Genomic DNA, 14136 nt, shown 5'->3' on the forward strand with positions numbered 1-14136 from the left:
CATTTATGAAGCACTGCTCGCCATTAACGACTGCCCACTGGTAATATGCGTTGGCTGTCCATACAGCTCCAGCGTCAGCGGTTCTCCGTCCAGCAGGGTAATGATTACTTCACCCTCCTGTACGAGAATACTTAGCAAGCGGCCGCGATAGTTGATTTTAAACGTATATTTGTTCCAGTCCTTCGGCAGAAAAGGAGAAAAGCTGAGTGTTTCATTATAGGTTCTCATCCCGGCAAATCCCTGTACAATCGCCAGCCAGCTTCCTGTCATGGAGGTGATATGAAGTCCGTCTTCGGTGTCATTATTATAGTTATCCAGATCCAGACGGGCCGTCCGTTTATACATTTCGACTGCCTTATCCTCCATTTTGAGTTCAGCGGCCAGCACGGCATGAATCGAAGGAGACAGACTGGATTCATGAACGGTCATTGGCTCGTAAAATGCAAAATTGCGTGCTTTTTCCTCCAGCGTGAACTGGTCTCCAAAGAAATAGAGCCCTTGCAGTACATCCGCTTGCTTAATGAAGCAGGAACGCAGGATTTTATCCCAAGACCATTTCTGATTAAGTGGTAGATTGCTAGGATGCAAAGTGGATACAGGCTGCAAATCTTTATCCATAAAGGTATCGTGCTGTACGAAGACGCCCCGCTCTTCATCATAAGGATAGTACATGTTGTTAATGATATCTTGCCAATGTGCACGCTCATCAGCTGTTACGGCCAGGCGCTGCGATTTCTCAGTCGAAATTTGAGGCAAGACTGACAAAGTATATTTCAGAACCCACGCAGCCAGCGTATTGGTATACCAGTTGTTATTAACGTTATTTTCGTATTCGTTTGGCCCGGTAACCCCGTGGATCATATACTGCTGACGGCTCTTGGAGAAATGAACTCGATCGGCCCAGAAACGGCTAATTTCGACCAGTACGTCGATCCCGTAGTCATGCAGATAGGTCAAGTCCCCCGTATAATTGGTGTAATTGTAAATGGCATAGGCAATTGCACCGTTACGATGGATTTCTTCGAAGGTAATTTCCCATTCGTTATGGCATTCCACGCCTGTAAAAGTGACCATAGGATACAGTGCCCCGCGAAGCCCTTGCTGGGTTGCGTTATGTTTGGCACCCTCCAGATGTTGATGACGGTACAGCAGCAGATTTCGCGTTACCTCCGGATCGGCAAGCGCCAGATACATAGGTACGGCATATGCCTCTGTATCCCAATAGGTGGCACCGCCATATTTTTCACCCGTAAAGCCCTTCGGTCCGATATTCAGACGGGCATCTTCACCGTAGTACGTAGAGAATAGCTGGAAAATGTTAAAGCGTATTCCCTGTTGGGCCTCCGTATCCCCCTCAATTTCAACATCTGCCTTGTCCCAGCGTCTGGCCCAAGCGTCGATATGATCTTGCTTAAGAGAGGTGTAGCCTTTATTCACAGCTTCTACAGCGATGCGTTCACCTTGCGGAATCAATGCATCCTTTTCCATATCGCGTGAAGTGGTGACGGCTACAATTTTTTGCAGTTGGATACGGTCACCTGGCGAGACGTTGTATTGATAGTGGCGTGCAGCATACAAAAAGCCCTCTTCCGTCGTCTGCTCATCTTGTCCCTCGGTTACAATACCCATGGTAGCGTTTACGGTAAAGCGCGGAATACCGAAGGGATTATCTATCGTCGTTGTGGACAGGCTGATGAATTGCTCTTGAACCTCACGGGCTTCTTCCAGCCAAAATACCTCGTCATAGTTTGTGTCCTCATTTTTCGTATTGCCATCCAAATAAGGAACAAGCTCAATGCTTAAAGGCTGATCGCTTATATTTTCTACCTGATAATCAATCAGGCATAATTCACGTGTAGTAATGCTCAGAAAACGCTCTGTAGTGATACGAACCTGGTCGTTCACAGTACAAGCGCGCCGCAGGATTCCCTGCTTCATGTCCAGTTCCTGCACAAAATCGCTGATCTGTGCCGTAAATAAGTCCACTTCCTCTTGGTTTACAATCAGACGGATGCCGATGAAATTCATGGCATTGATGACCTTGCCAAAATATTCAGGATAGCCGTTCTTCCACCAGCCTACCTTTGTTTTGTCAGGGAACCATATACCGGAGATATACGTCCCCTGATGATGATCCCCTGAATAAGTTTCCTCAAAATTGCCGCGCATGCCCATATATCCGTTGCCTATGGACGTTAAGCTTTCCTGTAATCGCATGTGTGTGCTATGTAGAGTGTGTGTTGTCAGCTTCCAACTATCTACGTCAAATAATCGGTTGTAAACCATGATTGCGTACCCCTCTCGGAAAATGAGATCGTTGTTTTAACGGAACCAATATATGAGCGAGTTCAGTATATAGTGCAACCGTTTGCCCTGTCAACGCAAAAAAACTGATTTTATGAATATCCATAAAATCAGTTCTTGTTCATTTCTTAGAGATTCATAGTGTCTGGCTTGATTTGCGCTCTACAATTCGGTGGGGAACAATGATGTGCTTGGTCAATTCTTTCGGGTCTTCAATTTTTTCGATCAGACTTTTGGCAGCCTGATAACCAAGGCTGAAGATATCAATATCCACGGAAGTAAGTGGGGGATTCATCAGCTCAGCCAGCATCAAGTTATTAAAGCTTACCATGGATAGCTGCTCTGGCATGGATACGCCTAACTGAGCAAGCATTTTCTGTACGGCCATGGCTACAAGGTCGTCGCTAACGATCATCGCAGTAGGCGGCGGGGTAGCCTGCAATAACGTGCGCATGTCCTCCAGATTAAAGGGCTCCCTGACCACGTATTCCTTCGGTAGAGGCAAGCCGGCTTCTCGTAGTGCGTCTTGGTAGCCTCGGAGTCTTTCAAGATTTACGATGTGTTCCTGATCACCGCCAACATAAGCAATGCGCTCATGGTTCAGCCCCGTCAAATAAGTGACCACATCCTTGGCAGCCTGGTAGTTATCGTTGTCTACATGGGTAGTTTCACTGACAAACTGCTGAGGCTTGCCGATGACGGTATAGGGAATTTTCTCTTTATGAAGATACTCCACGATGCTATCCTTTTGCTTGGAGTACAGGACAATGTAGCCGTCAACGCGTCCGGTCCGGGTCATTAGCTTTACGCGGGATAGCAATTCATCACTCGTTTTGCCTGTGACAATCGACAGTGTATAGTTGTGCTCGTTTACCCATTCGCTGATCCCGCGTAGGCTTTCCGGAAAGAAAGGATTCTGAAAGATCGCCACGTCCGATTCAGGCATAATAATGCCTATTGACTGTGTGACACGGTTAGCCAGGCTTTGAGCGGAATAGTTGGGTTCATAGCCAAGCGCCTTCATTTCTTTGCGAACGCGTGCCTTGGTGGCTTCGCTGATTTTGGGGCTGTCTTGAATGACACGGGATACGGTGGAAGTAGCAACTTTAGCACGTTTTGCGACATCTTTGATGGTTACTGCCATCGTCTTCGTCTCCTTTTGCTATCTCAAGCAGAAAATATTATGTTCTATCATACGATATTGCTCCAATTTCAACAAATTAGCGGCTTTTTCGAGTATTTCTATCAGCATTAACCAAGATATTTATAACTAGGGTATTGCCAATAGAAAGCGATATCATTATAATAATCGTGCAACCGATTGCATAATTTTCTTATTGAGCACTACCCATGCTATACATACTATAAGGGATGGAGACTGAACGAGCATGAAAAAACTTCTATCATTTGATTTTTGGCAAAAGCTTGGGAAGGCACTTCTTGTGGTTGTTGCTGTCATGCCAGCAGCCGGGATTATGATTTCACTTGGTAAAGTAGTGGCGATGTTGGCTGGCGATATTCATTTCTGGGTGACTGTCGGCGGGGTCATGGAGAATCTGGGTTGGGGTATTATCAACAACTTACACATCCTGTTTGCCGTGGCGATTGGTGGTTCCTGGGCTAAGGAACGGGCGGGCGGAGCTTTTGCGGCCTTAATTGCTTTTGTTCTCATCAATATATCAACAGGAACGATTTTGGGCGTATCCTCGAAGATGCTAACCCAGGAGGGAGCAACCACTCATACTCTTTTCGGTGCATCGATTCCGGTCAGTGGTTATTTCACCTCTATTTTGGGGGCTCCTGCACTCAATATGGGTGTGTTTGTCGGTATCATCTCCGGCTTTGTCGGGGCCGTGGTGTTTAATAAATACTATAATTATCGCAAGCTCCCCGATGCTCTAGCTTTTTTTAACGGTAAGCGCTTTGTTCCGTTTGTCGTGATTCTCTGGTCTGTGATCGTGAGTTTGATCATGTCTGCTGTCTGGCCATTTGTCCAAGGCGGGATTAACCAATTTGGCGTTTGGTTGGCGACTTCGGGAGAATCGGCTCCTTTTATAGCGCCATTTGTCTATGGTACACTGGAAAGACTGTTGATTCCTTTTGGTCTTCATCATATGCTGACCGTTCCTATTAACTATACTCAACTTGGTGGCGTTTACACGGTACTCACGGGTTCTGGAGCAGGAAGCGTTGTTGCTGGGCAAGACCCGCTGTGGCTGGCTTGGGCTAGTGATCTCAGTGCGCTTCGTGGTACCGATCCGGCAGCCTACAACAGCTTGCTGGGAGGCGTGACGCCTGCCCGTTTCAAGGTAGGACAAATGATCGGCGGAGCGGGCATCCTTATGGGGCTGGCAGTAGCAATGTATCGCCGTGTAGACAAAGATAAACGCGGCAAGTACAAGTCGATGATTTTCTCTGCAGCAGCAGCCGTTTTTTTAACAGGGGTGACGGAGCCGCTGGAATTCATGTTTATGTTCGTGGCGCCTGTATTGTATGTGGTTTATGCTATTCTTACCGGTATTGCTTTCGGAATGGCTGATATTATACATTTGCGTTTACATTCGTTTGGTATGATTGAGCTGCTGACTCGCTTGCCATTGTCTATAAATGCAGGGTTGGTGCAGGATATCATTAACTTTGTGCTGACTTGTGTAGTGTTTGCGGTAGCAACCTACTTTATCGCTTATTTTATGATCGGCAAATTCAAAATGGCTACGCCAGGAAGACTGGGGAATTATACAGATGAAGAGCCTCAAGCGACTTCCGAGGCAGAGAGTACAAAAGCCGATGGTTTGGCAGCGGTTTCAACTAATAATCAATTGGCTGCGGATATCATCAAGACACTTGGGGGTGAGCAGAACATTGTCGAGGTGGATGCTTGCATGACCCGACTGCGTGTGACGGTGAAGGATACAGAAGCCGTTGGGGATGAAAAGACGTGGAAAGCGTTAGGCGCCTTGGGCTTAATTAAAGTAGATAATGGAGTACAGGCGGTTTACGGACCAAAGGCCGATGTGCTTAAATCAGATATACAAGACATACTCAATAGGTGATTAGCTTGAAATTGTTAACCTTAAATGCACATGCTTGGATGGAAGAAAACCAACACGATAAGCTGAAGCAATTAGCTGCTTTTATTGATGAACAGCAGTTTGATGTCATTGCTTTGCAGGAAGTCAACCAGTCCCTAGAAGAGACTCCGTTGACACCGGACGATTTGGGCGCGTACTATAGTGCAGATCCTGAAGTTGTCATTAAATGCGATAACTATGCTTATGTGCTGAACGGTCTATTGTCCGATACTTATCACTGGACGTGGGCTCCCGCGCATATTGGTTTTGCCAAATATGACGAGGGTTTGGCGATTCTGTCCAAAACACCGATTACAGCGACGGTGAACGAATATATTTCCTCAATGCAGGATTATGACAACTACCGCTCGCGTAAAATTGTAGGCATTCAGACTGTGGTGGACGGAGTACAGGCCTGGTTTGTCAGTGGGCATTATAACTGGTGGAATGATGAGGAATCCTTCCGCGGACTATGGGATCGTACAACCGAAGTGCTCGATCCTTTAGCTCCGGCTCCTGTATTTGTGATGGGGGATTTCAACAACGCGGCTGAAGTGCGCGGAGAGGGATACGACTATGTAATGCAATCCGGTTGGTCAGACACCTATTCGAACGCTGCAGTACGTGATGCAGGACACACAGTTATCAAAGCTATTGCTGGCTGGGAAAGTAATGCGGAGCCGCTTCGTATTGACTATATTTTCTCCAGTAAGGCAGCACAGGTTCAATCCTCAGCAGTTGTACTGAATGGGAAAACAGGACCGGTTGTATCCGATCATTTCGGCGTTGCAGTCGAGTTGGAACTGTGATGAACACACAAAGGAGGCCATTTGCTTATGCAATTGGCCTTTTTCTTACGGATTTCGATTTTAATCGAATGGTATATTGAATAACAATCGCAATCAATACCAAAATCATATTGTAATAAAAGGGAGTATTGAGGCTAAAACGGTCCATGAGCGCGCCTGCAATGATTGGAGACACAATGGCCCCCAATTCGGACAAAGATGCGACGTTGCCGATAAATGAGCTTCTATTTTCTTCAGGAATAACATCCCCTAGCTGCGAGTAAAAGGAATCCAGATAGCTGGCTCAAAGGTAGATATGCCGATGATTGTAAAAGCTAAGCTGATTTCTGCTGGACTCCAATGGAGCTTGTAGGTTGCATACACAGAGAAGTATGTTAAAAATATAGCAAATGCACTCATTTCAAGGAAATGAACGGTGGAATAAAGCAGCAACTGTTTTGTTAATATGATTCTTCTTTGCGGTTTTTGAAGGGGGGGATGCTGTTGCTGTGGCTTTAAGGGAGAATTAGCGAAAGTCATTCTTGAAACGGCAATGAAGGATATACATGCAAAAATAGCAACGAAGTAAAACGGTACGGATAAAGAAAAATAGGAAACAATGACTCCACTTATAAGAGGGCCTAAAATCATACCGGCACCTTCACTGCTGCTAATATATCCATTTAGCGTGCCTCGATTCTCTGCGGTGCTCATGTGATTGACCGTGACTCTTACAAAGACGGTTAGCCCTATAGCCACCAAGCCTTGAAGAAGTCTCAGTATGGATAGAATGATGAAGCTTGTTGCAATCGGAAACAGGAGCATACAAGCGATTTCAGCGATGAGTAAGCCTAACCCCAAGCGTTTTGCGCCTATCTTTTCATAGATTCGCCCTGCCATGCCTCCGCCAAGAAATCTTCCCACATAAAACAAAGAAAATAAAATGCTCATGCCAAGTGTAGATATCCCGAATTGCTCTACATAAATAGCAAAGAGTGGAAGGATCATACTTCCACTCATGTTAGCAATAAGGCTGATCACGATCATACAGGCAATATTACGATTTAAATATAAGTTTCTTACCATATCCTCGAAACCTCTCTTTGAGCTTGCATCATGGGGACCGTTTTTTTTCGATGACTCTTTATTATGAATGAACGGCTTCCATTCGAGCTAGTGGGTTCCTTCATAGGATACGCAGGCGTACTCCACGCTGTGCCTAAATCCCAGTGCAATTTTGGAGGTGTGACACGTATGGCAAGGGAGTGGTGTGGCCTTTAAGCAGGGAAGCCGCCTCCTGGGGGTGGCCAAGCTCCATAAATCCGGCGCAGCAGTACGATTTCACCCAAATGATAGGAATTGTGGGAAGCGATATTCCGCAGCAATCCCGCTTTTGTTTCCCCTGGGAAATGAGCCAGTAATTCATCCAGTTGCGCGGTCTCGGCAATTTGCACAGCCCGATCTACGCCCTGTAAAAATTCATTAATGACAGCCTGCCATGCCTCTTCGCTTTGCGGTCCAGTTTCTTCGGGCCAGCTTTCCATGACATTGCCTGGAAGCTGGGGCTTCCGTCCTTCCAAATGCTCCAGCATAAATTGCTGCCAGTAAATCATATGCTTCAGCAGTTGATAAATGCTGTAGGGCATTTCCGCGTTTTTTTTTCCTGCCAGCTCAACGTCAATGTCTGGCAAAGCCCGAGCCACGCGAATATGCCCACGTTCACCGACCAGTGATTTAACCAGTGCTTGAGCGAATAATTGGTTGGCATCCGACATGTATAATCATCCCTTCTATGGAGAGCTTGTTTCTTGCTTAGTCTTATTTAGCAATTATACAATTATATTTTTCAAAATGGAAATAAATGCGTGGTCTAAAGTAAAGGGCAGAAATCATTTTAATAAAGCAGTTGATAATTGTTATCAATTAAATTACAATAATATTGTTTCAAGAGAAACAATAAAAGACATTTGTATGTGTTTTTTAATATATACGGAATTGTTAAGGGGAGCATTCCGTATATTTATATTGTTTCTCTAGAAACAATTAGGTGGTGGGAATAAAGTTTTTAAATAAGGGGTGTGAACATGGATTACGAAGTGATTGTAGTAGGCGGCGGACCTGTTGGGATGTGGTTAGCTGCTGAGTTGGCATTGGCGAGGGTAAGCGTATGTGTAATTGAACGTTTAGAGGAGCCTATTCGCCAGTCGCGTGCGCTTACGCTACATCCACGGACGCTTGAGATGTTTGATATGCGTGGATTAAAGGAGCGGTTTATGAAGCGCGGCAGACCTATACGTACAGGTCACTTTTCAATGCTGAATACCCGCTTGGACTTTTCTGTGCTTGATAGTTCCTCCAATTATACGTTGTTTATTCCACAGGTGATTACAGAGCAAGTGATCGAGGAGCATGCGCTCAAGCTGGGAGTTGTCGTTCACCGTGGTATGGAAGTGGTATCTGTGCGAGAGCAAGAGCAGGGCGTAGAGGTGGTTAGTGTATGTGCATCTGGAGCACAAGCCAATGTATCGGTGATGACTGCTGCCTATGTCGTAGGAGCGGATGGGGCCGGGAGTATCGTGCGCAAACAAGCCGGGATTGCTTTTCCGGGCACGGATACGACTCTGACCGCTGTATTAGCGGATGTAGAGTTAGCCAATCCGCCTGAAAATGGCGTACATTCCGAATATAGTGAACGAGGTGGGGTGATGATTGCCCCTGTGTCTCCAGATATTTATCGGGTTATTTTGACTACACCTCGACTGATAAATGTCCCCAAAGACGTACCTGTGACGCTGGAAGAAGTGCGGACAGAACTGCGCGATCTGCTTGGTACAGATCTTGGCGTAACCAATCCTCGCTGGTTATCCCGATTCGGGAATGCAACGCGGCAAGCGCAGACATATCGAAAAGGGAGAATCCTGCTAGCAGGTGATGCTGCGCATATTCACTTCCCGGCAGGTGGACAGGGAATGAATGTTGGCCTGCAAGAGGCGGCGAATCTGGGATGGAAGCTGGCAGGAGTGATTCGTGGCTGGGCTCCAGACACGCTGCTGAATAGTTATCATGACGAACGTTATCCGGTTAATACGCAGTTTTTACGGAATACCGAGGTTCAGACTCGCTTATTGGATTTTACGCCTGCTGTATTGGCACACCGCCAATTACACGAGGAATGGTTCCGCCATCCGGAAATTAATCGGTCTATGGCAGAGCAGATTAGTGCACTGGATGTATGTTATCCAGTGGCTGGCAATATACCGCAGCATCCGCTGAACGGAAAACGGTTTGCTGATTTTGAATTAAAGTTGCCTGACGGAGTGACATCGTATGCTTACGATCTTCTTCATGAAGGCCGCTTTGTACTTCTCCATCTTGCACAGGATCCTAAGGTATCGAATGAGTTTCGCCATATCTCCCTTTCACATATTTCATATGTGGAGGCCATAGCCGAAGAATTGCCCGTTGGATGGAGAGGTGTGCATACGGTTTTCATCCGTCCCGATGGGTATATCGCCTGGGCCACTTCGGTGGAACAAACGGATATAGCGAGTGTTATTAAGGCTGGCATTGTCACGTTAATATAAAGGAAAAAGGTATGATCATGACCATATTGTTTCCTGTGAAACAAATGTGGGCTATAATGAAAGGAGGAGTATGCCAAAGGAGTGACTACTTGTTCGTATGGAGAAGGCGACATCGGTTCAGCATGTCTATGATTTGCTTATTAAGATGAATCACCAGCTGGAGCAGCATCAGCAGAGAGAGAGCATGACCTTTCTCGAAGAAATCCGTGAGCACTTTGACGGAATGACTTCGCTCAATATGACGGATGTGCACGTTATGGATTGTATTGGGAGGCATGAGCCGATCAATGTTACGACATTAGCGGAACGAATGGAGCTGAGCAAAGGTACCATTTCGAAAGTTAGCACCAAGCTGCTCAAGGAAGGCTGGATTCGCAGAACCCAGCTGAATGACAACAAGAAAGAAATTTATTTTCGGCTAACCCCGTTGGGAAAAAAGCTCTTTCTTGTACATGAGCGGCTGCATGCTAAGGTACAGCATCAGTTATTTCAATTTTTAGATCGTTATAGCTCGGAAGAACTACATGTCTTGAAGCGTCTGCTGTCCGATGGCGTAGGTTTCTTGGAAGCTATGGAGTAGCAGAACAAGAATCTTAATACAAGAGACATTTAAATCATCGACAATGTGCACCTGTTTCATCTCTGTGTGATAGCCACATGGGGAGATGCAGGTGCTTTTCTTTTAATGCAATAGTCGTTTTGCTTCCATATAGAGCACCTGGACGAACTTTTTCGTATTAATGCGGGCTTGGGACAGTGAAGGCTCCACATTGTTTTGCAGCTCCAGCATTTTTTTGCGGATTTCTGTAAAATCAAAAAATTTGGATGCATAATTTTCAAACTTAGGATGGGTATAGTCGGTCAATCCGAGCGATACTATATGGCTTAATGTCTGGAAAATGGCGCGGCGGACACGCTGCTCCGATGCCTTGATTTCCTTGCTCAGCTCTATTGCTGAGGCCGAGTCTCCTAATCGTTTGGACGCTATATTCGCAAATATATCCTTTAGCGAGGGAAACAGATAGGGCGATAGATTGCCGGTTTCTTCCTCATATTGCTCCAGATATTCCAGCATATCCAGTAAATCCACACTTCCGGCTTCGCCGATCATTCCCATCTCGGAGAGCAGAAACTGCCCCGAACTGACAATGTTTCGGGTCGGTTCCAGTGTCGCTGATGGGCTATTCGATGTGAACATCGACAGTCCTTGCAGTGTGCGCTGGATATCTGTAATGGATTGTTGCATGCGCAGGCGTTCGGTCACCTTTTGGATAACTGCGATAATTTCCAGTCGATTCAAGGGCTTGGCAATATAATATTCAATACCTAGCGAGTACGCCTCACCGATCATGTTTTTGGATTCAATCCGAGAAATCATAATGATTTTTCCGCTAAATTGATCACCAAGTGCACGCACGGTCTGAATGCCGTCACGAAGCGGCATCAGCAGGTCAATCAGTAACACATCAATTCGGTTCAACTCCAGCAGGCTGCTATTCACGTAGGAACCGTCCTCCGCTTCCCCAACGACCTCCCCTAAACCCTCGTCTTCAATAATGTCTGCCAGCATAGAACGAATCCCCTGATCGTCATCTACTATATAAAAACGCATCCGGGCTATCTTCCTTTCTCCGTCAGTTTCCGTAAAGGCAATATGACTCTAAAAGTGGTCTGTGATCTATCTGTGTGCTCATCTTCATTTTGTAGTAGTTCAAGCGTTCCATCAAGGCTCTCCGCGACTTCACGCACATAAAATAAACCCATGCCGGTCGAAGGTTGTCCTCCCTCATCATACTTGGTCGTGTATCCCGGTGTGAAGATCATTTCCCGTTTACGCTGAGGAATACCTGGACCGTTATCGGTGACACTAAAGGATATTATATCCTCTTGTCCCGGTAGAAAATGAATGGAAACGTCAATCCTTCCACTGTCCTTCATCGCTTCCACTGAATTGGATGTCAGGTTGTTAATCAGCGTGAGAACTGTATAAACATGCAGTTTGGGCAACAAAGGATCGAAATTCAGTGTGAAACGGATAGACTTGCCTAGCGATTGGGCGTATTTGCTGTTCGTTCGGACGATCAGCTCGCCAAGTTCCTGTGAAGTCATGTAATGCACGTCGCTTTCCGAATCAATGAGCTTGGACAAACCGGCAAAGATCCGCTGGCTGTCTTTTTTAATCTCATGGACCTGTCCGGAAATACGTAGCGCCTGTCTGGCGTAATGCTCTCTATCTTTCAGAGATTCATCCTGCTGCAGTTCACGGTAGAGCTCATAGCTTTCACGGGTAATTTGCTCTGCGTGCGATAGAGTTTTGCCTAACTGGACTGACTCCTCGTACAGGTCCGACACCAGAAGTAAAATTCGCTCTGTCTGCTGTCTTTGTGCCTCTTCATGCTGAACAGATTGATTTAATCGAATCATATTATAGAACCCAAGCACGAAGAAGCTGCGGATCATGGCCATAAAAGCCACTTTGCTGATCTTCATGATGTCCCAGAAATCGCCGTCAATGCTTCGCCGGACACTAAGTTCCGCCACACTTGCGGCAACCTCAATCCCCACCGAGAGGAGGCCTACGCGCAGTGCGCGGTAAGGCTCGGCATTAATGTTAAGGACCTGAAAGAGCAGGCCATAAACCATGTAATAAAAAAAGGTAGGTCCATGCAAGGTCACCAACGCTTCAAAGGAAGACCCGGGATGGAGATAATGATTGAGTAAAATGCGAAAAGCGACTACTGCGATCCCGACAAGCACACCCGATAGTGCAGGCGGAATTTGACGTATGGATAACAGAAAGAAAAAAAACACAGGCGTACCGAAGCTGAGACGAAATGTATTATCGAACGGGTGAATATTCAACTCACCTGCCAGTGGTACAAAGATAAGCATCAGCAGGAAAAGAAGGGTATTTAGCTTCATCCCAATTCACCTCCGGATATTTGTTTCAGAAAGGCAATGTAAGATAAATTCACAGGCTCAACATTAATGTTTGTGAATTTATAGAAAAAAAGAAATACATATGTAGATAACTGTCGGTTTTTATAGTTCGGATTGTAGTATAAATAACATCATTTGAATATTAAGAGCTGCATACTGCAAAAATATACAAACCAGCCAGGGGGGACATGAAGTGAAAAAGATTAATTTAACAATGCAAATCTTTATCGGTCTGGCTTTAGGTATTATTGTTGGTGCCTTATTTTACGGCAATTCAGGGGTGGAAGTCTACTTAAAGCCGATCGGTGATATTTTCATCCGCTTAATTAAGATGATTGTCGTACCTATTGTGATCTCAACGCTCATTATCGGTGTAGCCGGCGTCGGAGATATGAAGAAACTGGGGAAACTCGGCGGGAAGTCGATTCTGTACTTTGAAATTGTAACAACCATTGCAATCCTGTTTGGTCTGCTTGTTGCCAATCTGGTTCGACCCGGTGAGGGCGTGGACATGTCCCACCTGGCCAAAAGCGATATCCATTCCTATGTGGAGACTGCAGAAAAGTCTGGCCATAACTTTATAGATACAATTGTGCATATTGTACCTACCAATGTTATTCAAGCTCTGGGCGAAGGAGATATGCTGGCTATTATATTCTTCTCCGTGTTGTTTGGACTAGGAGTAGCTGCGATTGGTAACAAGGGCAAGCCTGTGCTGAACTTCTTTGAAGGTGTAGCCGACGCCATGTTCTGGGTAACCAATCAGGTTATGCGCTTGGCTCCGTTTGGCGTATTTGCACTGATTGGAACGACAGTGGCCAAGTTTGGATTAGCTTCGTTATGGCCGTTATTGAAGCTTGTCCTGTCAGTGTACGGCTCCATGTTACTGTTCATTGTGATTGTTTTTGGAATTATCGCCAAGCTTTGCGGTACCCGTCTCTGGACCATGGTTAAAATTTTGAAAAGTGAGCTGTTGCTTGCGTATTCGACGGCCAGCTCGGAAAGTGTCCTGCCTAAGATCATGGAGAAGATGGAGAAATTCGGATGTCCGAAGGGAATCACGTCCTTTGTCATTCCGATCGGATATTCTTTTAATCTGGATGGCTCCACTCTGTATCAGGCACTAGCTGCCATTTTTATTGCCCAAATGTATGGCATTGATATGCCGATCACGACCCAAATCACGCTTGTACTCGTACTGATTATTTCCTCCAAAGGGATTGCTGGTGTGCCGGGTGCTTCCTTTGTCGTGTTGCTCGCTACGCTGGGAGCAGTGAATCTCCCGCTGGAAGGTCTGGCCTTTATCGCTGGTATTGATCGTATTCTGGATATGGCGCGTACGGTAGTCAATGTTTTAGGGAACTCACTTGCGGCTGTAGTCATGTCCAAATGGGAAGGCCAATATGATAAAGAAAAAGGCGAGGAATACGTTGCCTCAATTAAATAAGA

General features: G+C 45.9%; 10 protein-coding genes and 1 pseudogene. 5 read left to right on the forward strand and 6 right to left on the reverse strand.

The annotated features are described in order from the left end of the window. Positions 1–3: 3 nt before the first annotated feature. Both KSP24_RS18810 and KSP24_RS18815 read right to left on the reverse strand, forming a co-directional pair. Complete coding sequence (locus KSP24_RS18810) at positions 4–2286, reverse strand: glycoside hydrolase family 65 protein (RefSeq protein WP_216976216.1); 2283 nt, start codon at positions 2284–2286, stop codon at positions 4–6. A 154-nt stretch (positions 2287–2440) separates the two neighbouring features. Next, positions 2441–3448, reverse strand: coding sequence for a LacI family DNA-binding transcriptional regulator (locus KSP24_RS18815; RefSeq protein WP_013368935.1), 1008 nt, complete (start codon positions 3446–3448; stop codon positions 2441–2443). Between the two features lie 244 nt (positions 3449–3692). Here KSP24_RS18815 and KSP24_RS18820 point away from each other — a divergent pair, with 244 nt between their 5' ends. Then, the gene (locus tag KSP24_RS18820) at positions 3693–5357 is read left to right on the forward strand and encodes a PTS transporter subunit IIBC (RefSeq protein ID WP_058831154.1); all 1665 of its coding nucleotides are present in this window, start codon (positions 3693–3695) and stop codon (positions 5355–5357) included. A gap of 5 nt (positions 5358–5362) precedes the next feature. Next, complete coding sequence (locus tag KSP24_RS18825) at positions 5363–6184, forward strand: endonuclease/exonuclease/phosphatase family protein (protein ID WP_216976218.1); 822 nt, start codon at positions 5363–5365, stop codon at positions 6182–6184. A gap of 25 nt (positions 6185–6209) precedes the next feature. Here the strand turns inward: KSP24_RS18825 and KSP24_RS18830 are convergent. Both KSP24_RS18830 and KSP24_RS18835 read right to left on the reverse strand, forming a co-directional pair. Further along, positions 6210–7249, reverse strand: a pseudogene (locus KSP24_RS18830) (MFS transporter). 191 nt (positions 7250–7440) lie between these two features. After that, a complete protein-coding gene (locus KSP24_RS18835; protein WP_064962715.1) occupies positions 7441–7938 on the reverse strand; it encodes a DinB family protein in 498 nt (165 codons plus the stop codon). A gap of 309 nt (positions 7939–8247) precedes the next feature. Between KSP24_RS18835 and KSP24_RS18840 the strand changes: the two genes are divergently transcribed. Together KSP24_RS18840 and KSP24_RS18845 are read left to right on the forward strand one after the other, a co-directional pair. Beyond that, entirely contained in the window at positions 8248–9747 is a 1500-nt protein-coding gene (locus KSP24_RS18840) for a monooxygenase (RefSeq protein ID WP_216976220.1), read from the forward strand. A 97-nt stretch (positions 9748–9844) separates the two neighbouring features. Then, positions 9845–10327 carry a MarR family transcriptional regulator gene (locus KSP24_RS18845; protein ID WP_013368941.1) on the forward strand — a complete coding sequence of 161 codons (483 nt, stop codon included), beginning with the start codon at positions 9845–9847 and terminating at the stop codon, positions 10325–10327. Between the two features lie 102 nt (positions 10328–10429). On the opposite strand, the gene KSP24_RS18850 is transcribed toward KSP24_RS18845, so the two are convergent. Then, entirely contained in the window at positions 10430–11359 is a 930-nt protein-coding gene (locus KSP24_RS18850; protein ID WP_013368942.1) for a response regulator, read from the reverse strand. A gap of 5 nt (positions 11360–11364) precedes the next feature. Further along, on the reverse strand, positions 11365–12669 hold the full coding sequence (locus KSP24_RS18855) for a sensor histidine kinase (protein WP_216976222.1): 1305 nt from the start codon (positions 12667–12669) through the stop codon (positions 11365–11367). A 211-nt stretch (positions 12670–12880) separates the two neighbouring features. On the opposite strand from KSP24_RS18855, the gene KSP24_RS18860 reads away from it, so the two are divergent. Beyond that, a complete protein-coding gene (locus KSP24_RS18860; protein WP_040102351.1) occupies positions 12881–14134 on the forward strand; it encodes a cation:dicarboxylate symporter family transporter in 1254 nt (417 codons plus the stop codon). Positions 14135–14136 lie beyond the last annotated feature (2 nt).

It is taken from the genome of Paenibacillus sp. AK121, assembly GCF_019042715.1.
GTDB lineage: Bacteria > Bacillota > Bacilli > Paenibacillales > Paenibacillaceae > Paenibacillus > Paenibacillus polymyxa_C.